This window comes from Bradyrhizobium sp. TM102, assembly GCF_009176685.1.
In the GTDB taxonomy this organism is placed as follows: domain Bacteria; phylum Pseudomonadota; class Alphaproteobacteria; order Rhizobiales; family Xanthobacteraceae; genus Bradyrhizobium; species Bradyrhizobium ottawaense.
The window spans coordinates 6,538,000-6,557,569 of record NZ_AP021855.1; the positions used below are offsets into that span (position 1 = coordinate 6,538,000).

21 protein-coding genes are annotated in these 19,570 nt (G+C 63.4%); 8 read left to right on the forward strand and 13 right to left on the reverse strand.

The annotated features are described in order from the left end of the window. Positions 1–115: 115 nt before the first annotated feature. Positions 116–853, forward strand: coding sequence for a metallophosphoesterase family protein (locus GDN70_RS30935; RefSeq protein ID WP_028142321.1), 738 nt, complete (start codon positions 116–118; stop codon positions 851–853). 62 nt (positions 854–915) lie between these two features. Next, positions 916–1,578 (forward strand): hypothetical protein, encoded by a 663-nt coding sequence (locus GDN70_RS30940; RefSeq protein ID WP_038973343.1) that lies wholly within the window; start codon positions 916–918, stop codon positions 1,576–1,578. A gap of 3 nt (positions 1,579–1,581) precedes the next feature. Here the strand turns inward: GDN70_RS30940 and GDN70_RS30945 are convergent, their stop codons facing one another. After that, positions 1,582–2,028 (reverse strand): hypothetical protein, encoded by a 447-nt coding sequence (locus tag GDN70_RS30945; protein ID WP_240536524.1) that lies wholly within the window; start codon positions 2,026–2,028, stop codon positions 1,582–1,584. Positions 2,029–2,032: 4 nt separating this feature from the next. Between GDN70_RS30945 and GDN70_RS30950 the strand changes: the two genes are divergently transcribed. The 3 genes from GDN70_RS30950 to GDN70_RS30965 all read left to right on the forward strand — a co-directional run bounded on the left by GDN70_RS30950 (position 2,033) and on the right by GDN70_RS30965 (position 4,750). After that, on the forward strand, positions 2,033–2,293 hold the full coding sequence (locus tag GDN70_RS30950; RefSeq protein ID WP_152103436.1) for a hypothetical protein: 261 nt from the start codon (positions 2,033–2,035) through the stop codon (positions 2,291–2,293). Positions 2,294–2,433: 140 nt separating this feature from the next. Continuing rightward, positions 2,434–2,760 (forward strand): Ig-like domain-containing protein, encoded by a 327-nt coding sequence (locus GDN70_RS30955; RefSeq protein WP_244625840.1) that lies wholly within the window; start codon positions 2,434–2,436, stop codon positions 2,758–2,760. A gap of 775 nt (positions 2,761–3,535) precedes the next feature. Further along, complete coding sequence (locus GDN70_RS30965; RefSeq protein ID WP_038973351.1) at positions 3,536–4,750, forward strand: hypothetical protein; 1,215 nt, start codon at positions 3,536–3,538, stop codon at positions 4,748–4,750. Between the two features lie 11 nt (positions 4,751–4,761). Here GDN70_RS30965 and GDN70_RS30970 read toward each other — a convergent pair whose 3' ends face one another. From GDN70_RS30970 to GDN70_RS30980, 3 genes are all read right to left on the reverse strand, one after another. Further along, complete coding sequence (locus GDN70_RS30970) at positions 4,762–4,998, reverse strand: hypothetical protein (protein WP_244625841.1); 237 nt, start codon at positions 4,996–4,998, stop codon at positions 4,762–4,764. A gap of 189 nt (positions 4,999–5,187) precedes the next feature. Continuing rightward, positions 5,188–5,604 carry a hypothetical protein gene (locus tag GDN70_RS30975; protein ID WP_091956361.1) on the reverse strand — a complete coding sequence of 139 codons (417 nt, stop codon included), beginning with the start codon at positions 5,602–5,604 and terminating at the stop codon, positions 5,188–5,190. Positions 5,605–5,646: 42 nt separating this feature from the next. After that, positions 5,647–5,937 (reverse strand): hypothetical protein, encoded by a 291-nt coding sequence (locus tag GDN70_RS30980; protein WP_152103437.1) that lies wholly within the window; start codon positions 5,935–5,937, stop codon positions 5,647–5,649. A gap of 960 nt (positions 5,938–6,897) precedes the next feature. Between GDN70_RS30980 and GDN70_RS30985 the strand changes: the two genes are divergently transcribed. The 3 genes from GDN70_RS30985 to GDN70_RS30995 all read left to right on the forward strand — a co-directional run bounded on the left by GDN70_RS30985 (position 6,898) and on the right by GDN70_RS30995 (position 9,875). Next, positions 6,898–7,083, forward strand: coding sequence for a hypothetical protein (locus tag GDN70_RS30985; protein ID WP_129590830.1), 186 nt, complete (start codon positions 6,898–6,900; stop codon positions 7,081–7,083). 701 nt (positions 7,084–7,784) lie between these two features. Next, a complete protein-coding gene (locus GDN70_RS30990) occupies positions 7,785–9,371 on the forward strand; it encodes an EAL domain-containing protein (RefSeq protein ID WP_152103438.1) in 1,587 nt (528 codons plus the stop codon). A gap of 138 nt (positions 9,372–9,509) precedes the next feature. Next, on the forward strand, positions 9,510–9,875 hold the full coding sequence (locus tag GDN70_RS30995) for an antibiotic resistance protein VanZ (protein WP_018317055.1): 366 nt from the start codon (positions 9,510–9,512) through the stop codon (positions 9,873–9,875). A gap of 145 nt (positions 9,876–10,020) precedes the next feature. Here GDN70_RS30995 and GDN70_RS31000 read toward each other — a convergent pair whose 3' ends face one another. The 9 genes from GDN70_RS31000 to GDN70_RS31040 all read right to left on the reverse strand — a co-directional run bounded on the left by GDN70_RS31000 (position 10,021) and on the right by GDN70_RS31040 (position 19,548). Next, complete coding sequence (locus tag GDN70_RS31000; RefSeq protein ID WP_038949582.1) at positions 10,021–10,467, reverse strand: CHRD domain-containing protein; 447 nt, start codon at positions 10,465–10,467, stop codon at positions 10,021–10,023. Positions 10,468–10,622: 155 nt separating this feature from the next. Beyond that, complete coding sequence (locus GDN70_RS31005) at positions 10,623–10,904, reverse strand: hypothetical protein (RefSeq protein WP_028142309.1); 282 nt, start codon at positions 10,902–10,904, stop codon at positions 10,623–10,625. 108 nt (positions 10,905–11,012) lie between these two features. Continuing rightward, positions 11,013–11,459, reverse strand: coding sequence for a hypothetical protein (locus tag GDN70_RS31010; RefSeq protein ID WP_028142308.1), 447 nt, complete (start codon positions 11,457–11,459; stop codon positions 11,013–11,015). 141 nt (positions 11,460–11,600) lie between these two features. Continuing rightward, positions 11,601–13,328, reverse strand: coding sequence for a chemotaxis protein (locus GDN70_RS31015; RefSeq protein ID WP_152103439.1), 1,728 nt, complete (start codon positions 13,326–13,328; stop codon positions 11,601–11,603). 5 nt (positions 13,329–13,333) lie between these two features. After that, positions 13,334–14,425, reverse strand: coding sequence for a chemotaxis response regulator protein-glutamate methylesterase (locus GDN70_RS31020; protein WP_028142307.1), 1,092 nt, complete (start codon positions 14,423–14,425; stop codon positions 13,334–13,336). A 16-nt stretch (positions 14,426–14,441) separates the two neighbouring features. Beyond that, on the reverse strand, positions 14,442–15,296 hold the full coding sequence (locus GDN70_RS31025; RefSeq protein ID WP_028142306.1) for a protein-glutamate O-methyltransferase CheR: 855 nt from the start codon (positions 15,294–15,296) through the stop codon (positions 14,442–14,444). A 136-nt stretch (positions 15,297–15,432) separates the two neighbouring features. After that, positions 15,433–17,238 carry a methyl-accepting chemotaxis protein gene (locus GDN70_RS31030; RefSeq protein ID WP_152103440.1) on the reverse strand — a complete coding sequence of 602 codons (1,806 nt, stop codon included), beginning with the start codon at positions 17,236–17,238 and terminating at the stop codon, positions 15,433–15,435. A 61-nt stretch (positions 17,239–17,299) separates the two neighbouring features. Further along, positions 17,300–17,788: a chemotaxis protein CheW gene (locus GDN70_RS31035; protein ID WP_038949575.1), complete on the reverse strand. Its 489-nt coding sequence runs from the start codon at positions 17,786–17,788 to the stop codon at positions 17,300–17,302. A 62-nt stretch (positions 17,789–17,850) separates the two neighbouring features. Then, positions 17,851–19,548 (reverse strand): methyl-accepting chemotaxis protein, encoded by a 1,698-nt coding sequence (locus GDN70_RS31040; protein WP_152103441.1) that lies wholly within the window; start codon positions 19,546–19,548, stop codon positions 17,851–17,853. Positions 19,549–19,570: the final 22 nt, after the last annotated feature.

Sequence of the window (19,570 nt, forward strand, 5' to 3'; positions counted from 1 at the left end):
ATCAAAATGCGGGCGCCTTGGTCGGAAACAATTAAGAATACCGATGTGTGACTTGTTCTGCTAAGAGCCATCGCGACGTTCCGCTCGTGACGCTGGAAGCGATTCGACCGACCTGATGGGCCTTTCCTCACGCTTTCGAAAGAAGACCAAGCCTCGGCTTCCCGACGGCGTTCGCGTCTATGCCATCGGCGACGTGCACGGCCGCGCCGATCTGCTTCAATCGCTGTTAACCGTCATCGACGTCGATTTGGCCCGCTCGGCCCCCGAACGGGCCATCCAGGTCTTTCTCGGCGACTACGTCGACCGCGGCCCGGACTCGCGCGCCGTTCTTGATCTGTTGATCGAACGCTCGAAAACACACGAGACGGTTTGCCTCAAGGGCAACCACGAAATCTTCCTGCTCGAGGTCCTCAAGGATCCGGCCCGCCTGCAGGAGTGGCGCCACTATGGCGGCCTCCTGACGCTGGTCTCCTACGGCATCACGCCGACCATGAATCCGTCCGCGGAGCAGCAGGTCGAGCTGATCGAAGGACTGAGGCGCGCACTACCGCCCGAGCACCTGGCGTTCCTGCAGCAATTGCCCTCGTCCTTCACCTGCGGCGACTTCTTCTTCGTCCATGCCGGCGTCAAGCCTGGCGTCCCGCTCGAGCGCCAGAAGGATGAGGACCTGCTCTGGATCCGCGAGGAATTCCTGGCGTCCGAGGAGCGCTTCGGCAAATATATCGTCCACGGTCACACGCCGGTCAGCGTGCCCGATATTCGCCCGAACCGCATCAACATCGACACCGGCGCCTATGCGACCGGAAACTTGACGCTGCTGACGATCCAAGGTGATAGTCTGCTCGCAATTTAAGAGCCCTGCTCTCGTTTCAATCCCGTGCTCGCTTCGCCCTCACAGGCCTCGTCGATTTCATCATGAACCGCATGTTCCTGCTTCGCGTCATCGGCATCTGCACCGCGATCGTGCTGGCGCTTCATGCCGGCATGGAATTCTACGGCGATCTCGTCCGACCGAACTTTCGCGCGAGTGATTTGTTCTCGGGCGAGATTCCGCCCGAGAAGGCCAAGCTGGCGGCCGGCGGTGTCTTGGCATCGGTTTCGCTGGATGGCGACCTGCTCGCGAACTACGCGGCGGCACTGGCCGCTGACGTTCTTCACCGTCCTTCAACCGATGCGGCCGGGCGGGCCAGCGAGAACAAGGCCGCCCAAAGCGCCGTCGTCGCTGCCTTGAAAGTATCACCAATCAGGCCCGCGCTCTGGCTCACGCTCGGCACGCTGCAGGCGCAAGCTGGCGAAGCGGCGACGCCGGCTGTGAAGATGTCCTACTTGACCGGATCGGTGCCGATCGACGTCGCCTTCGCTCGCGTCCGGACCGTGACCTCGGGCGCGGCTGCAACGGACGAGGAGATCAAGCTGCTGGCGCAATCCGACATCCGCGCAGCGCTTGCCAATCGCTCGCGTTACGAGCCGCTGCTGATCGCGGCCTATGTGCAGGCAACTCCGCAAGGCAAGGCGCTGCTGCTCGACACCACGAAAGTGACCGATCCCAAATTCAACGAGATTTTGCGGCGGTACTGAATTTCAGCGCACCGATTTCGGGTTGACCGGCACGAAGTCCTGATCGCGGCGCGGTTGGTCGGATCGCCCCTGATAGACGAACATGCCCTTCTTGGTCGTGACGATATCGCCTCGCTGCAGGCTATCGTCGCGGAGAAGGCGTTCGGTCGCGACAAGGTCCGGATCTTCCGGAATCGGCTTGTAGAGCTCGGGATGCTCCCGCCGCTCGCGCGAAGCTTCCTTGGCTCGGCGCCGTGCGTCCTCGATCCGCTGCCGCCATTCGTCGCGCGTCACTTCCGGCTCGCTTGGTGGAAGATAGTCGTTGATGGAGGGCTCCGGCTCAGTCTGAGCACGACATGAGAGCGGGTAGGCAGAGAGGGCAAATCCGACAGCGGCGGCCACGGCCGCCTGAACCGACGCGCGCCCGGATATCCAGCGATCCGATGTGGACTTGCGGCGAATGGATCGCACTCCGATGACTCCCAAGCAGGCCGAGCAGCATCCAGCGGCCCCCTCAACTTCAGCTCATGCGGCTGCCAATTGCAAGATTTTAGGAACGCTGGGCCGTCCCATCAAAAGTCGAAAACAACCCCATGCACAGTGGCCGGCGCCAACCATTTCAATCAGTTACGCCTTTCCCGAAATCCGATTTGATCCGTCGGGCAAAACAGAGGTAGGATGGCAGGATCTGGAAAGAGCCGACCGGATGATCGCGCTCTCCGAGATCCACGTGTGATGAGCGGCTCAAAGGCAAACAGCTGCGTTCCAAGACCACGTTAAATCGTCGCCGTTAGATTTCGGCATAAGCTGGTGGAGTTGCCGAGAATGCGTACAGGACCGGTATTGCTGTCAGGTGTTGTCCTCGCGGCGTCCGCCATGTCTGGCCTCGCGGCGCAGGCGAGCCCCATCTGCATCAAGGAACGGACGCCGTTCGCGTTGTCGCACGATACGGTGAAATGGACGATGTCGATCGCACCTGGCGCGGAGTGCATCCAGGGCCTGCGCTGGTCGTACATGCAGATCTTCAAGGTATCGGTCGTGAGCGGGCCATCACGGGGACAATTGGCGGTGGTTGGGTCCGGCTTCCGCTATTCGGCAGAAGCCGGGGCGCCCGGCAGCGACAAGTTCACGCTGCTGATCTCGGGCAAGAACCGTCAGGTTGCGGGGACATCGACACTGGAGGTCGAGGTCAATCCGCAATAGCCGGCCCTGCGTCTTGGCGGTGTTCAGCGCGACTAACGGCGGCTCGAGCCACTGCCCCGGGTTCTATTCCCGTGATAGGGTCGGGCGTATCCGCCGCCCCTCGTCACGGGGGGCTCGATCCGGCTCGGGATGTTACGCGTCGCGTTGGGCGGCGCGGGCTGCGACGGATTGACAATGGTCACGTTGCGGTTGGGCGTCGAAGGATCGTTGACGCCCTGGGCCCAGGCAGCGGCGGGCACAAGCAACGCAATGGCGATCAGAACTGGTCGTTTCATACGATATCTCCCGAGCATGAACGTCAGGGAGGCGATCACCGTTCCTTCACGGTTCGTTGGGTGAACCTTAGCGGGGGACGGCAACCAGCTTGCCATCCCGCCAGACGCCCTGGGCCGACTTTCCAGCAGGCAGCCTGCCTGAAAGGTTCCGAACGGCGGTCGGCCGCGAGGCAGCCTGATTGGTCTGCGCCTTTTTCGTGGGGGTCGTGATGATGCTCGAGCTCGTGGTGTTGGCCTGATCCTTGGTCCCTTGCGCAACGGCAGGCGAAACCACGAAGGTCAAAACCGTGAGGACTGCTAGAACGCCGCGCATGGTCGAACACCAAAAAGGAGAGGAGCTTGGCGAAATGTCACAGGTTCTCGCCCAAAAGCAAGCACCTTCGAACACCGCGCGAGGCCTTTGCGGACCCGCCAATCGAAGCCAAACCGGCTCAACTCGAGACGTTTGAAGCGGAAAGACCTAGCGAAATAGCCCTATCCGGGCTACTTGATCGGCCTTGATGACCGACTCCGGTGAAACTGCAGCCAACGCTCCCTCGGCGCAACAGATCAAAGCCGGGTTTATCCGTCTCCTGTCGAGCCGCATCCGCGCCGTATCCGACGATCCCCGGCAGATGCGGGAGATTGTCTATGAGCTGGCGCGCGTCAAGCTTATGGAGCAATTTACGCATGCCGACGCGCGGGAATCGCGCGAGTTTCAGCAAGTCCTCGAACGTGCCATCAAGGAGGTCGAGCGTTCCTTCGAGCGTAGCGCCGCGTCTGAGCCGCAAAAAATTGCGGCAACCGCAGCTCCGGTTCCCCCGTCCGTCCAGACCCCCGCTCCCCCGCCTATTCCGATATCGTCACCCGTTTCCGCTTCGCCGCCTGCTGCGAAGGACGCGGAAGCCGCGCGCCGTCCCGTGGCTTCGCCGCGATCGCCGGATCGGCCCAAGCGGAGCGGCGCCTTCACTTTCCTGGTTCGACTGGCCGGCATTCTCCTGCTCATGGCCAGCGCCAGCAGCGCGGTGATCTATTGGCCGCGTTTGAGGACGCACGTGGCCGCACTGTCACAATTGGTGCTGCCATCCGAGCGCGCGCCGGGCAACCCCGAGCCCCGGCCGGCCACCGCCCCGCCCCCGTCGGAGAGCGCGAGTGTCGAACGATCGCCCGACAGCGCAAAGGAGCCGGCGCCACCTGCACACCCCTCCATGCCTTTGCCGACGACCTTCGGCGTCTACGCGCTGAACGAGGGGCAACTCCAGGAACTGAAGCCGGTCCCCGGAAAGATTCCAGACCGCCGCGTTGCGATCTCGGCGGCCATCAACACGCCGAGTGCAACGACCCTGACAAGCGGAGATGTCAACTTCATCGTGTTCAGACCGGACGGAAGCATTGAGGCAAGCGTGACCGAGGTTCGAGTCGTCGCGAAGGTGTCCCGGTCGATGGGCGTCGATGCCTCCGGCAAGGCCGCCATAGTCAACGCGGGCGATTCCTGGGTCATTCGCAGCATGTCCTACCCCTACAAAGTGGGGCCGGTCGAGGATCAGCAGAGAATGCTGTTGCTGCAACCGGAGCAGGACGGCTTCACGCTTTCGCCGGGCCGCTACATCGTCGTCGTCAAAGGCATCGGCTACGATTTCACCGTGGCAGGGACGATCACCGATCCCAACCAATGCGTCGAACGCATCAACGCGGCGAACGGCGCGTTCTATTCTCCCTGCCCGCCGCCGCGTTAGATCGACGGCCGCTACTTAATAGGCTTGCTGTCCTTGGCCGCCTCCGCCGGCACGTCGTCGACCTTACCGTTGTTCGCGACGCACTTTTGGAAGTATGCGCGCTGATCCTTGGCCGTTCCCTTGGCACTCCCGGCCGCCGGGTTGCCTATTTGCCTGGGCGGAAAGGCCTTGGCCACCGCCGCTTCGCATGCGCGCGCCACTTCGGCAGTGATGGCCGACGCCGTCGCCGGCGCAGCCAACGTCAACACGCATGCCAATCCAACCAACCTTCGCATATTCCTGACCGGCACCTTGCTGCTCCCTCGAAGCGTGAATGCTTGCCGGGACCATAGCAAAAAGGATCGACGCGCCAAACGGCAAAGCGGCGCCGAATTGTCACGCGGTCTGCCCTGGGCGTCTCGAAGGATGGCCGAGCGCGCGCAGCAAGAGCTCCAATACTAGCTGTTGAGCTGCGGCGGCTTGAAATTCGGAAAACGCGTGAGCATTGCGGTCTTGACGAACTTCAAATGAGCAATGGTGCTTGCCAGCTCCTTGAGCCGCCGCTGGCCATTGGAGATGTCCGCCGCGAAGAGATCCTGGTGATGATTGTCGAGCGCCTCCCGCTCGAGGTACTCGTCGGTGCCGTTTCCAAAGGTGACGGATGCACGCGCAAGCGCGTCATCGACACGTCGACTAAGGCCGACCTGCTCCTTCTCCGCATCTCGTAGCGCGGTGTCGATGGCGACCATAACGGCGTCGACCCTCGCGCGGTCTGTCTCCGCATCACGCTCGGCGGAGCGGGCTTTGAAGCCCTTGTCCTCACGGCGGGAGCCGAGGAGGTTGTGCGCGCGTGCTCTCAGGAACAGCTGAAACATGTGGGCCATCCCCATTTTCGAGATCTAAGCCGCTACCATCGGTCAGGCATAGTTAACAAAGCCTAAATCCTGCGTCCGCCCCGCCTGGCTTTGTGCGATCCAGGCCCGCCAGGCTCCTTCGTGCTTGGAATAGAGCTCGAGCCACCGAACGTCGTCAACCGCGGCCGCTCCCGTGCCTGCGCGGGTTTCGGCCACGATTTGCACCGTCTCCTTCGGCGCAAGATCCAGCGCCTCGAATTCCGCCGTCTCCTCCAGCGAAAGGCCTATCAGAACACGATGCCCCTGCACGTCAACAAAATATCTGCGCGGCGCGTTGTGCCGTTGATCAATCATTTGAATGACCCTCGCTCATGATCCAAGGACCTGGAAGATCTCTCAGATGCCGGCCATAGCTACAAACAAACGCAATCAAACTAAGAGCGCAAGTCGTCGCGCCCAGCAACGCAATCAGCCACGTCATCTACGCCTACCCGCGCGCCCTCCGGAAATAGAGGACCCGAACTCGCAATGAACTGACCCGTCTTAGGTTGCCTTTCCTGGGCCCTCAAGGACGGCGACAGATTAACCTAACCGCACATGGTTATTTCGACTTCGCCACGACCATGGGGCAGCACGCGCGCGGCCCTGCGGTTATGATGGCCGCTGGGTGCGACCAGCTTCCATCGAGGCGGGGGTATAGGGTGCATAAAGACGATATCGTGCCGATCGCTTCCGCGAGCGCCACGCTCGTACGGCATAGCCGCAGCCAAAGCCCGCGGCGAAAATCGAAATCAAAACCAAAGCAGCTAACATTGGAATATTCCCGCGTTTGCCGGAACGTTCCTCCCGCGCTCATTTTCATCTTTTCGTTGTGTCGACTTCAAGATCGTCACCGCTGAAACTTTTGTCAGACGAAGATGAAGTTTGTGCAACGTGATGCTTGAAGATTGGTCGGCACGCGAGGGCACAGAGCGCGGAGAAGAGGCTCAGTTCTTTTTACCAGAACTCGACAGGCCGACACCATGAACCCTCGTTCATTTGGCGCTTCAAACGTTGGACCGGCGCGGCTGAAAGCGACCGTCGGAAGGCGCGCATCGGATTCGCCAGCGAAACACCGTGGTTATACGGAGCGTCGCGCGTCGATTTCATCGCGGTAAGGTTGAGCAGTTAGCTTAATCCGCGTTGTTTGTTGCGAAGTCTCACCGATCGCATATCCATCTTCGCACCGGGCTCCCCCACGCCCGGCCCCACCCAAGCAAAGCCGTCGAGCGAACATGGGTCGCTTGGCGGCTTTGTCGTTGTGTCGACAAGAGGATGATTTCGGTTATGGCGCGCAAGCCCTGGTCGTTCAAAGAAGACCGCCGGCTCATGGAGCTGGCCAAGTCTTCGGCTTCGCTGGAAGAGGCGGCGAAGGTTCTCGGACGCTCGCCTGATGCGATCAAGCGCATGGCATTGCGGCTTGGTCTTTCGCTGAAGCCGAAGACCGGGAAGAAGGGCTAGTCTTGGAAACAGCTCGTCGAGGATCCGTCCAGCTTTTCACAGTGCAGGACGGAACCAAAGCAATCACTGGGTGTTATCCAGACTTCGCAGTGAGGTCTGGCAGTGGTCCATTTTGCCATTTCCGCAATGTTGATTTGGCTGGCGATTAACATCGCTTTTGTGGTGCTTCGGCTGCGGGTCGCCAGTGATCCCGCCGCGCGCCACACCGACAGGTCAGGCAGAGCTTATCCAGAGGCCGTCTCCGCCCGCCCCCGATGAGCGCGACCAAGCGTCCTGCCCTTCAGTCCGCCCGGCCTATTCAGACCTAGTTGCGCGTCTTCTTCTGGGAACCCATCCCGGGGCTGGTGCCGTAGTTGGGTGTCCCCGTCCCCTTGAAAGCACCACCCATGCTGTCCGAACCGGAATTCGTCGCCGTGCCGCTGCGGGTAGTGGGCTGATTGCCCGATGGCTGGTCTTTGGTTCCCTGCGCCCAAGCCACGGAGATTCCGACGACCAACGACAGGAGGAGGCTTAACGTCCTGATCATACTGCTCAACTTTCAATGCTCGGGCCGCGCGACCATCAGTCAGGCAACCACTCGGTAGCCCTTCCGGACCGGTCCGCCCGTTAAACCCTATCTTAGCCCCCGCTGGCTAGAATCAATTCCCAAAATCAAACCCAAGATCAGTCACAAAGCCTCTCCTGATTTCCGCCTGGACCGGATGAGATTACAGCGGCCGAACCTCTCGTTTGCGGCGCTCGTTGTTGCGAGCACGATGGCGTTCGGGCTGGCGGGCCATTTTGCGGCGGACGGCGTCATTCGCCACCAGCAGGCGCACCAACTGAACGAGCTGACCGAGGTCGTTCTGCGCCGCTCCGAATTTGCGGTCGATTTCGCCGCGGCCAGCCTGGACGAGCTCGCCAAGCGTGATCTTGCCAGCTGCGCACCGGCAGCGCTGCAAGCCATCCGGCTCCACGTCTATCAGCGCTCGGCGATCAAGGACGTCCGTCTCGTCAACCCGGACGGATCGGTGATCTGCTCGGCCTATTCCGAGACGCTGGAGTTCGACAAGGGATGGGCGGATCGCCGCGACATGCTGCCCTCGCACGACAAGACGCTCTCGCTATTCCGCGTGGAGCAGTTCGGCGGCGACGCATTGGGCGTGCTCAGGGACGTCAATCGCACCTCCGCGCTGGTCGCCATCGTCGGCATCAACGCCGGCCTGTTCGATCTCATGCCCGCCGAGCTGCGCGCACACAGCGAGGTGATCCTCGCCTTGAGCAATGGCGAGAAGCTCGGCGAATTCCGGCTCGACGCCGACAGGCCCCTGTCAGAGCCGATCAGCTTCGACAGGCATTCCACGCGCTTCCCGCTTCACGCCACGATCCGGCTCGAGCACGCCGTGCTTTCGAGCTGGAACAGCGAGGCCTATTGGCCGGCGCTCGCGGTGGCCCTTGGGCTTGGCGCACTGTTCGGCATCCTGCTGGCACGCAGCCGCCGGATGGAAGGACCGGTCGCCGATCTCGATCGCGGCCTCGCGGCCGGCGAATTCAAGCCTTACTACCAACCCATCTTCGACCTCAGGACGGGCCGGATCACGGGCTGCGAGATTCTGGCGCGCTGGGTTCGTCGGGACGGCTCGGTGGTGCCGCCGATGAACTTCATTCCGCTGGCCGAATCCAGCGGGCGCATCCAGGTGATGACCTGGCAGATCCTGAAATCGGCACTCGCCGAACTGCAGGGCGTGCTGAAGGCGGACAAGACCTTCAAGATGTCCGTGAATGTCGTGCCCAAGCACCTGTTGAGTGCCGGCTTCGTCGAGACACTGCGTCGCACGGTCCTGGCGGCGAGAATCTCCGCACGCCAGATCGTGGTTGAAGTCACCGAACGCGACGAGCTCGACGATCTCGCGCACGCCGCGACCGTCGTGGCCGAATTGCGCGACCACGGCTTCCGCGTCGCAATCGACGACGTCGGCGTGGGTCACAGCGGTCTGTCGCGGCTGAAGGGGCTCGGCGCCAACACGATCAAGATCGACAAGTTCTTCGTCGACACCATCACCGTGGATGCATCGACCACGACGATCGTCGAGATGTTGGTCGCGCTGGCCAAGGACTTCCGCATGACGGTCGTAGCAGAAGGAATCGAGACCGAGGAGCAGCGCCGCGCCCTGATCGCCTCCGGCGTCGAGGAAGGACAGGGCTATCTCGTCGCCGCACCGCTGCCCTATGCGAAATTCAGCGAGTTGGTCGATTCACGCCGCCACTCCGCATCCGCAGCGCCGGCCGGCGGCGTCCTGGTGGCCTGACCATCTTCGCTGCACGGCCTCCCGGCCGGCGATGGCGGCCAGGTTTTGGGCAGTCCTTGCCCCGGAAGAACGACGAGGCGCTTTAACGATATTCTCGTCTTTCGAAGCGGAATGGCCCTCGAGCCGCTATGGTGGGCCATGCGTCGAAATCACCTCATCGCAGCCGCGGGAATCTGCCTTGCCCTCATCGCCTATGCCACCTTGGCAAGGCTGGCGGGACGGCCGGCGCTGATGGGGCATCACGAGGCCTACTGGATCGTCGTCATCGAGCGCTTCAGCGCCTATGGCCTGTTGGGCTTCCTGCTGGCCTTCCTGTTGCCCGGCCGGCTCGCTTTGGCCTGCTCGCTCGTCATCGCAGTCGCAATGGGACTGGAAGTCCTCCAAACGCTGACCCCCGATCGTGATCCGGGTTTCCTGGACGTGCTGCAGAAGGCGGCAGGAGGCACCGTCGGCGTCATCCTCGCCCAGACGATCCTGGCCTTCTTACCTCGGCCGCCAGCCTGAGGCCCACGGCGCTGACAAATTCTTCAGCGCCAAAGCATGATCCGGAAAAGTGCGCAGCGGTTTTCCGAAAGATCATGCTTAAGCAACAACCTAAAGCGTGATGACGATCCATCCTAATCGCATCGCGCTTTAGGGCGACATCCCCCTACTTCATCATCTGCCCGCGCAATTCGCCGCCTGGGTTCGCGGCCGTATGAATGTTCGCGTACCATTTGCCGGCCAACAGGTCCGCCGCCTGGGCATCCGTGAGCGTGGCGCTGCCCTGGATAGGACTTTGGACCGTCTTGAAGGGCAAAGCGATGCCGGCGTTCTTGCCCGCATCACTGGGGCCATGAAAATGGGCGCCCATCGCCGGACCAGTCAGATTGGCAAACGTAATCGTATAGGTCAGAACTTTGGTCTGGGTGTCGAACGCGGCCTCGGCCTTGCCCGAACCGGACGAGCCGTTCGGAGGCACTTCATTGCTGCCCTTGAGGTCGGCCTGCAGCTTGACGACCTCCGCACGTGACGGCGCGGTTGTGACGATCAGCAGCCCACCGAGCATCACCGTTCCCAACAGCGTCACGCCGACCCGATACTTGGCTTTCCTCATGGCATTCTCCTACAGGCTCTACGGCCCGATGCGGTTGAAACCCCGGCCCCGGCTTGAAATTCCGGAGACGAGTCTATGCCTGATTCGCCAAAGGCTATCGGAGATACCACCGGCGTCGCTGTCGCCGCCGGTCCGAGGATATCGCGCGAAGCGGGCTACGCTGCCCCGCGCTCGCGGAACCCGGTCGGGGCCAGGAGTTCGGCCATCTGCCTGTGCGTGCTCTGGAGCGCGGCGATGGCGCCGTCGAGATCGAAATCCGCCTCGCGAACGGACGCGAAGAACCTGGCCGTCAGCGCGAGGTCAAGCTTGACGCGCGTTGCGCCGTCGCGGCTCTTGCGACGGTCGAGCGACAGATGGATGGCCCGCATTCTGGCTTCTGCCGGCGTACAGCCGCTGAGTGTCGCCAGTTCGTCGTATGTCATCCAGATCTGAGGCATGTTCTCGTCCGTCCCTGATTGCCGCCTCATCCTAGATCTCTGCGCCTAAATGCACCGTTGCCGCGCCGCGGTCGCAGCCCGCTTCGCTGCGATAGCGTCAACGCAAGACTAAGATGCGGGAGGCCTGGAAGGCGCGGGAAATTGGCGCGGCCGCGAACGGCTGTCGAGGCCCTTGGGCAATTTGTCATTGAGCTTCACGACGGCGCCTCGAGCCTCCGTCGCCGGCGCATCCTCCTGGCTGTAGATCAGCGTCACCTCGAACATCACGTCGGGCGCTTCCCTGGCCGTTCCGGAGCAGGTCGCCATCGCACCGCTGCACACGCCGGCGAGGCGGACCTCGACCTCGTCCAGACCGAACACGGTCGGCGGCCCCTCGGCATAGCGCCGCGTGGTCAGGACGGCCGTGAAGCGCTGGTCGTCACCGAACTGATAGGAGCCGCCATAGGTGAAGAAGCTGTCGCTGCCGGAAATCCGTCCGTCCGCCAGATGCACGATGCCCGTGCCCTGGCCGCGCGGGGTCCTGAACCAGGCCGCATATTTGCCGTCTCTCATCATGGAAATGTCCGCCGTAGAATTCACGGGTATTTGCAACCAACTCTGGGGCGCGACAATGACCGACGCGGCGAGTATTCCGCGACGGTTAACGCCCTGCAAAGCCAACCCGTCAAATTGCCACCGCAGCACGCGGCGACGCCGTCAGAACAATTCTATGCCGTCATCCGCGGTCTCGACCGCCTCGACGCGGCGCGTCGCGGCGATCGACTTAAGTCCTACCGCTTGCAGGAATTCACGATGAACGTCCCGCTCACGCTCCATCGTGTAGCGCGCGAAGAGATCGTCGAGGATCGCCTGATCCCGCAGCTCCGGCTGTAGCAGCTGCGCCCCGGTGCTCGCAGTCTCGAGCCGCGTGGCGACCGCAGGCAAGGCTGCGGAGCTTTCGCCGAGTCTGGTCATCAGGCCCTGAGCCGAATTCATCAGCCTCTCGAATTCCGCGCCTTCGTCGACGAGCCGGCTCATCAGCTTGCCGAGCCGTTCATTGCCGGCCTCGACCTCGCGCAGCGCCTGAAGGATTTGCGGCTCGAGCTTGGCAAGCTGGGTGGGATCACCCTGCACGCGGAGCTCCTTCAGCTCATTGGCCGAGCGCTCGATACCATCGAGCACGGGCCTCAGGCGCCCCGCCCCCGCGGAGACCTGGTCGGCGGTCGCCTTGAGCTCGTTGGCGATGACGACGAAGGCGCTGCCGCGGCTGCCGAGATGGCTCGCCTTGAGGCCGGCATTCATTCCGATCAGCGTGATGTCGACGGTCGCTTCGGCAAGCCCGGCGATCGCCTGGCGAAATTTCGTCAGCGTGTCCTCGACGATCGCGAGCGCCTCGTCGACCGAGCGGCCGGCACTCTCGCAGGTGGCGATCAGGGTCGATGCGTGTGCCAGCGTCTGCTTGATGCGCGTCAGGAACGACGACGAGCCGCCCTCCTCGCCGCCGAACAGCGTGCGGCCGTGGCCGACGACGCTGCCAGCATCGTGCAGGATCGCCGTCAGTGCGCCGACGATCTGACCGACGTCACCGCCGAACTCGCGCTGGGCATCCCTGAGCTGGGCCGCCTGCAACCGGCAAATCGCACCCACGCCGTCATCGCTCGGCATCGTTTCAGGAACGAGGCTCGGCGCGGATTCCGACGCAAGGCCGAGGCCATGGGACACGTGCTCGAGACGCTGACGCGTGCTGTCGCCCGCCTGCAGCGAGATGATCGCGCTGCCGACCGCCTCGGCGATCTTCCTGGTGCTGGCACTGGCGCGGTCGGCCAAATGGCTGCTCTTGCTGCGCTGGTCGCGTAACCCCGAATAGGCCGCGCCGAGCTCGGCGCTTTCCGACACCAATTGGGCCCGATACCGGCTCTCGAACTCCTTCTGCCGGCCGGAGGCGGTGGCAACCGCTTCGGACAGGCGCTGCTGGTCCCGCGCGCAGCCTTCGATCGAGCGCTGCACGGCCCTGCCGAGATCGTAGGCTTCCTGGGTGAAGGCGAGAAAGCCCTCGCGGTCGCCATCGAGCGAGGCCGCCTCGATCCGCGCGCTGCGCGCGATGATGGTGATCATCCCGATGTGCTTGAACAGCGGCTTGAGCAGCGAGGACGCCTCTGCCGTGCTCTTGCCGATCGTCTCCAGCAGCGCGCTCTCCGCCAGCAGCGCCTGCGCCAACTCGCTCAGCCGCGCCGCGATCTCCTGCAGCGCCGTTGCGGCGCCCTCGATCTCGGCGCCGGAAAGCTCACCCGAGAGCGTAGCTAAGCCCTGGTTCAGCTCCTTGAAGATGAGGTGGCCGCGTCCGAGTTCCTGACCGACGCGCGCAAAGACGTCCTCGATGCGCGAGGAGACGTCCTCGATCGCGGTGGTTGCCTCGGTGAGTGTGTTGGCCGGAACGGGCGACATGGCCATCAACCTGCCACCGCGGCGTGCCCGGCCTGATACCAGAGCATGATCTCCCGCGGGATGTGATGCAGCGAAACGACCTTTTCGACGCCGCCATGGGCGATGGCTTCCTTGGGCATGCCGAACACCACGCAGCTCTCTTCGTCCTGCGCCCGCGTTGAGGCGCCGAGCTTGCGCATCTCCAGCATCCCGCGCGCGCCGTCGTCGCCCATCCCGGTCATGATGACGCCGAGCGCGTTGGCGCCGGCATGCTGGGCCGCCGAGCGGAACAACACGTCGACTGAGGGGCGATGCCGCGACACCGGCGGGCCGTCCTTGATCGCGATCTGGTAGCGCAGACCGATGCGCTGGAGCAGCATGTGGCGGGCGCCGGGCGCGATATAGGCGCAGCCCGGCAACACCGGCTCACCGTCCTTGGCTTCCTTGACCTTGATCTGGCAGACGCCGTCGAGACGCTTGGCAAAGGCCGCGGTGAAGCCTGCCGGCATGTGCTGGACGATGAGAAGCGGCGGACAGTGCGCCGGCAGCATCTCGAGGACATCGTTGAGCGCCTCGGTCCCGCCGGTCGACGCACCGATACAGACGATGCGCTCCGTCGTCGGCCGGACCCTGCCCTGCACCGGCGGCGGGATGATGGCGTCGGCGGTCAGCTTCTTCTCGATGGCCCGGCGTTCCGCACGCGGGCGCACCCGCGCGCGCGCAGCCGACTTCACCGCCTCGCGCAGCCGTGTCGAGCATTCGAGCAGCGCCTGCCGCGTATCGATCTTCGGCTTCGGCACGATGTCGACCGCGCCCGCCTCGAACGCCTCGAACATCACGTTCGAGCCCTCTTCGGTCAGCGAGGAGCAGATGATCACCGGGATCGGGCGCTGCGCCATGATCTTGCGCAGGAACGTCATGCCGTCCATGCGCGGCATTTCCAGGTCGAGGATCATCACGTCGGGGATCTCGTTCTGGAGGCGCTTCGCCGCCACGAAAGGATCGGAGGCCGCTCCCATCACCTCGATATCGGGATCGTCGTTGAGAATCGTCTGCAGGATTTGGCGCACCGACGCCGAATCGTCCACGATCAGTACGCGAACCTTCTCCCTCGGCATCTTGGTTGCGCTCCGGCTAGACCTGAAAAATGGTTGGCTGAACCTGCTTCAGCCCGGGCACGGCACTGTGAATCATCGATTCCGAATGTCCGACCAGCAAATAGCCGCCCGGACGCAAATGGCTGCACAGTTGCTCGACCACCTTGCGCTGGGTCTCGCGCTCGAAATAGATCAGGACGTTGCGGCAGAAGATGATGTCGACATCGCGATCGACCGGATAGGACTTGTCCATGAGGTTCATCCTCATGAAGTGTGTCGCGCGCCGCAGCTCGGGTACGACCCGCACCTCGCCGCGCGACTTGTCCCGCGACGTCGAAAAATATCGTTTCACGAATTGCTCCGGCACCGGGCCGAGCACGTCGCGCGTGTAGATCGCCGTCTTGGCGAGGCGCAGCACCGCGGTCGAGATGTCGGTCCCGAGAATGCGGTACTGGAAGCGCGATCCGTTCCGCGTCATGTCGTCCAGCACCATCGCGGTGGTGTAGGCCTCCATGCCGGTGGAGCTCGCCGAGCTCCAGATCTTCAGGTTCGCGTTCTTGCGTCCATGCGACTTGAGCAGGCCGGGAATCGCGACGTCGCGCATGAAGGTGAAGTGCTGCGGCTCGCGGAAGAAGTCGGTCTTGTTGGTCGTCACCACATCGATGAGATGGGTGAGCTCGGTATCGAAATGATCGGCCTCAAACAGGTTCTCGACATATTCGTTGAGACCGGTGAAGTTGAGCGCGCGCACGCGCTTGTGCAGCCGCCCCTCCAGCATCAGCCGCTTGCCCTGCGGCAGCTTGATGCCGACCTGGCCCTCGATCAGTTCGGCGATGGTGCGGAAGTGGCGGTCCGACAGATGCACGGCCGTATCCTGTACGGCGGGCATCATGGCCGCCGGCCCCGGTCCGCGACGGCCACCTGCACTGAATGTCGGGCCGTACGGGCCATCTCGAATCCTACGCGTTTAAACAACCGCTGAAAGAAGACCGGTCCACCGTCCCGGGGCAGACCGGCCCGCAAAAGTTCTAGCGCTGGAAATCGGCGTCCCGATCGTCCTCGCCGTCATGCATGTCGAAGGCAAAACCGCCGCCACCGGCAACCTTCACGGCGCGGGCGGGCCTGGCCTGCACGACCTTTTTCGCCGGACGCTCGGCAGCCGCCATGTTGGCCGCCTTGGCGCGCAGCTGGCTCACAGCCCGGTCGATCGGCGCCGGTGCCTGGCTCTTCACGCCGTGCTCGATGCGGAAATAGGCGATGGTGGACTGAAGCTGTTCGGCCTGCGAAGCGAGCTCCTCCGAGGTCGACGACACCTGCTCGGACGCGCTGGCGTTCTGCTGACCGACCTTGTCTAGCTGCTGGATCGCCTGGTTGATCTGGGCCGATCCGACGTCCTGCTCGCGGCAGGCCGCAGTGATCTCCTCGACCAGCTCGGCGGTCTTCTTGATGTCAGGGACCAGCTTGGAGAGCATCGCGCCGGCCTCCTGTGCCACCTTGACGGTGTCGGCCGAGAGCGTGCCGATCTCGGCCGCGGCGGCCTGGCTGCGCTCGGCGAGCTTGCGCACTTCGGAGGCGACCACCGCAAAGCCCTTGCCGTGCTCGCCGGCGCGCGCAGCCTCGACCGCGGCGTTGAGCGCGAGCAGATCGGTCTGGCGTGCGATCTCCTGCACGATCGTGATCTTCTCTGCGATGGTCTGCATCGCGTTGACGGCGCGGCCGACCGCGGCACCGCTGGCTTCGGCGTCCTTGGCCGACTGCGCGGCGATCTTCTCGGTCTGGTTGGCGTTATCGGCGTTCTGCTTCACGTTGGAGGCCATCTCCTCCATCGAGGAGGACGCTTCCTCGGCGGACGAGGCCTGCTCGGTCGCGCCCTGCGACAGCTGCTCGGCGCTCGCCGAGAGCTCCTGACTGCCGGCGGAGACGTTCTGCGCCGCGGTCAGCGCTTCAGACACGATCTGGCGAAGCTTCTCCACCATGCGCTCGAGCGCAAGGCCGAGCGTGTCCTTGTCCGACAGCGGCTTGGCTTCGATCGTGAGGTTGCCCTGCGCGATCTCGTTGGCGACGGCCGCGGTGGCGTTCAGATTGGCGGTCATCGCGTTCAGGGATTTTACGAGATCGCCGATCTCGTCGTTGCCGGAAGTATCGATCTTGTGGCTGAGATCGCCGATCGCGACGGCATCCGCCAGCCCGACGGCCTTGGCGAGGGACCGGCTGATATTGAGCGAGATCCAGACTGCGCCGATCGCGGCAACGATGAGCGAGACGATGACGAGGACGATCAGAACCAACTGGGCGCGACGGCTGTCTTCGTTGGACTGCACGGCCTGCTCGGCCATCTGCCTCTTCGTATTGGCGACATAGGCTCCCATCGCCTCCGTCGCATCTGCAACCACCTTGCGCCCGTCACCCATCGAGCGCTCGGTTGCCTTGGTCTTATCGGTCTTTGCCAGCCTGATCGTCTCTTCCTGATAGACGTTCATTCGGGCGTAGGCGCTGGCGAAGTTGTCGAGCAGCTTCCTGCCGCCTTCGCTGGCGAGGGCATGGACCTCGTCCCTGATCTTCATGGCCTCATCGCGGAGCTTGGCCGCGTTCGCCGCGAATTCCTCGGCCTCGCCTGCCGTTCCCAGAATTGCGTTCTTTTCCGCCCTGACCTGCTGCCAGATGATCTTCTCGACCTCGGCTGCTTTCTCCATCCGCTTGGCGCGAAGCACCATGGAATCTGCGGTCGCGGCCATGTCGGACAACTTCATGTAGCTCACGGCGCCTGCTACCATGAACAGAAGAATGACGACGCCAAACGCGCTGGCGAGCTTGGCTTTGACGGTGAATCTCATTTTCAGTCTCGTTGGTTCGAATTGGGGTGATTACGCGTGACCACGCTTCACTCTTGCAAACTCAGGCGGCGCGAGGCGCATCTGTAGCCGTGTCGCGGCCTTCCGGAACTTCGTCATTGGCCATCAGCTTGGCGAGATCGAAAATCACGACGAACTTCTCGCCCTTGCGGCCGATGCCGGCGGCATAGTCCGATTGCCATTTCCCGCCGACCTCTGGCACGGGCTCGATCGCCTGCTCGTCGATGTCGGTGACCTCGAACACGCAATCGGCGACGAAGCCGACGCCGACGAGGCGGTCCTTCATCGGCACGTCGAGGATGATGATGCGGGTCGCTTCGGTGGCGGCCACGCTGGGCAGGCCGAGCTTGTTCCTGAGATCGACGATCGGATAGCCACTGCCGCGCACGTCGATCATGCCGAGCAGAAAGTTCGGCGCGTGCGGGAGCCGCGAGATCGGCCGCATGTCGAGAATCTCCCGGACGTTGCGGATGCTGATGCCGAACGTCTCGCCGGCGAGCCCGAGCGTCAGATATTGCGAGGTTGCGGCCATGATGCAGTCCAGGATTCCAGATTGGGAATGGGCACGGTCCGGCATAAGGCCGGACCGGTTGATCAGCGTTGGAACTCGGCGTCGCGATCGTCTTCGCCGTCATTCATGTCGAAGGCGAAGCCACCGCCACCGGCGACTTTCATCGCACGTGCCGGCTTGCGGGCAGGCACCGGCTTCTTCATGCCGCGATCGGCGGCCGCCATGTGCGCAGCCTTGGCCCGGAGCTGACCGACGGCGCGGTCGATCGGCTCGGCTGCCGCTTTCTCTCGGCGCGCAGCTTGCTCGATCCGGAAGAACGAGATGGTGGACTGCAGCTGCTCGGCTTGCGAGGCGAGCTCTTCCGAGGTCGACGACACCTGCTCGGAGGCGCTGGCGTTCTGCTGGCCGACCTTGTCGAGCTGCTGGATCGCCTGGTTGATCTGGGCCGAGCCGACGTCCTGCTCGCGGCAGGCCGCGGTGATCTCCTGCACCAGCTCAGCGGTCTTCTTGATGTCGGGCACGAGCTTGGACAGCATCTGGCCGGCTTCCTGGGCGACCTTCACGCTCTCCGTGGACAGCGTCCCGATGTCGGCTGCGGCGGCCTGGCTGCGCTCGGCAAGCTTACGCACTTCGGAGGCGACCACCGCAAAGCCCTTGCCGTGCTCGCCTGCGCGCGCGGCTTCCACGGCCGCGTTGAGCGCGAGCAGGTCGGTCTGGCGTGCGATCTCCTGCACGATCGTGATCTTCTCGGCGATGGTCTGCATCGCCTCGACGGCACGGCCCACGGCGACACCGCTGGCTTCGGCGTCCTTGGCCGACTGCCCCGCAATCTTCTCGGTCTGGTTGGCGTTGTCGGCATTCTGCTTCACGTTCGAGGCCATCTCCTCCATCGAGGAGGAGGCTTCCTCGGCGGACGAAGCCTGCTCGGTCGCGCCTTGCGAGAGCTGCTCGGCGCTGGCAGACAGCTCCTGGCTTCCGGCGGAGACGTTCTGCGCCGCAGTGATTGCCTCGGCGACGATCTGCCGGAGCTTTTCGACCATCCCATTCAGCGACTTGATGAGATCTCCGATCTCGTCGTTGCTCGCCGAAGGAATGGTCTGGCTGAGATCGCCCTCAGCGACCGCACCTGCAAGGCCAACGGCCCTTCCGAGCGAACGGCTGATCGAGATGGAAATCCAGAGCGCAGCCCCGATCGCGACCGCCAGCGAGATGCCGATCAGCGTCATCAGCAGGAATTGGGCCTGGTGCCCCTCTGCCTTGGACTGGACAGCCTGCTCTGCCATCTGCTTCTTCGTATTGGCGACATAGGCGCCCATGGATTCCATCGCGTCTGCGACGACCTTGCGGCCGTCACCCATCGAGCGCTCCATGGCCTTCGTCTTGTCGGTCTTCGCCAGCCGGATCGTTTCTTCCTGGTAGGTATTCATCTTCGCGTATGTGGCTGCAAAGCTGTCGAGCAGCTTCCTGCCTCCCTCGCTCGCCAGCGCGTAGACTTCGTCCCTGGTCTTCATCGCTTCCTCGCGAAGCCTGGCGGCCTCGGCGGCAAACTGTTCGGCCTGAGCCTCCGTGCCGAGCACCGAGTTCTTCTCGGCGCGCAGCTGAAGCAGGATGTCCTTTTCGATCTGCGTCGCCTTTTCCATGCGGTTTGCGCGCAGAACCATGCTGTCGGCGGTCGCCATCATGTCGCCGAGCTTCATGTAAGCCACGCCGCCCGCGATCCCGGACAGGACGATGATCACGCCGAACGCACTGGCAAGCTTTGCCTTGACGGTAAATCTCATTTCCAGCCCCTACCCCGGTCTC

Bases quoted from the DNA above. Each gene is read 5' to 3' on its own strand.
- GDN70_RS30935 (WP_028142321.1), top strand. From the start codon at position 116: ATGGGCCTTTCCTCACGCTTTCGAAAGAAGACCAAGCCTCGGCTTCCC.
- GDN70_RS30940 (WP_038973343.1), top strand. From the start codon at position 916: ATGAACCGCATGTTCCTGCTTCGCGTCATCGGCATCTGCACCGCGATC.
- GDN70_RS30950 (WP_152103436.1), top strand. From the start codon at position 2,033: ATGACTCCCAAGCAGGCCGAGCAGCATCCAGCGGCCCCCTCAACTTCA.
- GDN70_RS30955 (WP_244625840.1), top strand. From the start codon at position 2,434: ATGTCTGGCCTCGCGGCGCAGGCGAGCCCCATCTGCATCAAGGAACGG.
- GDN70_RS30965 (WP_038973351.1), top strand. From the start codon at position 3,536: ATGACCGACTCCGGTGAAACTGCAGCCAACGCTCCCTCGGCGCAACAG.
- GDN70_RS30975 (WP_091956361.1), bottom strand. From the start codon at position 5,604: ATGTTTCAGCTGTTCCTGAGAGCACGCGCGCACAACCTCCTCGGCTCC.
- GDN70_RS30980 (WP_152103437.1), bottom strand. From the start codon at position 5,937: ATGATTGATCAACGGCACAACGCGCCGCGCAGATATTTTGTTGACGTG.
- GDN70_RS30985 (WP_129590830.1), top strand. From the start codon at position 6,898: ATGATTTCGGTTATGGCGCGCAAGCCCTGGTCGTTCAAAGAAGACCGC.
- GDN70_RS30990 (WP_152103438.1), top strand. From the start codon at position 7,785: ATGAGATTACAGCGGCCGAACCTCTCGTTTGCGGCGCTCGTTGTTGCG.
- GDN70_RS30995 (WP_018317055.1), top strand. From the start codon at position 9,510: ATGCGTCGAAATCACCTCATCGCAGCCGCGGGAATCTGCCTTGCCCTC.
- GDN70_RS31000 (WP_038949582.1), bottom strand. From the start codon at position 10,467: ATGAGGAAAGCCAAGTATCGGGTCGGCGTGACGCTGTTGGGAACGGTG.
- GDN70_RS31005 (WP_028142309.1), bottom strand. From the start codon at position 10,904: ATGCCTCAGATCTGGATGACATACGACGAACTGGCGACACTCAGCGGC.
- GDN70_RS31010 (WP_028142308.1), bottom strand. From the start codon at position 11,459: ATGATGAGAGACGGCAAATATGCGGCCTGGTTCAGGACCCCGCGCGGC.
- GDN70_RS31015 (WP_152103439.1), bottom strand. From the start codon at position 13,328: ATGTCGCCCGTTCCGGCCAACACACTCACCGAGGCAACCACCGCGATC.
- GDN70_RS31020 (WP_028142307.1), bottom strand. From the start codon at position 14,425: ATGCCGAGGGAGAAGGTTCGCGTACTGATCGTGGACGATTCGGCGTCG.
- GDN70_RS31025 (WP_028142306.1), bottom strand. From the start codon at position 15,296: ATGATGCCCGCCGTACAGGATACGGCCGTGCATCTGTCGGACCGCCAC.
- GDN70_RS31030 (WP_152103440.1), bottom strand. From the start codon at position 17,238: ATGAGATTCACCGTCAAAGCCAAGCTCGCCAGCGCGTTTGGCGTCGTC.
- GDN70_RS31035 (WP_038949575.1), bottom strand. From the start codon at position 17,788: ATGGCCGCAACCTCGCAATATCTGACGCTCGGGCTCGCCGGCGAGACG.
- GDN70_RS31040 (WP_152103441.1), bottom strand. From the start codon at position 19,548: ATGAGATTTACCGTCAAGGCAAAGCTTGCCAGTGCGTTCGGCGTGATC.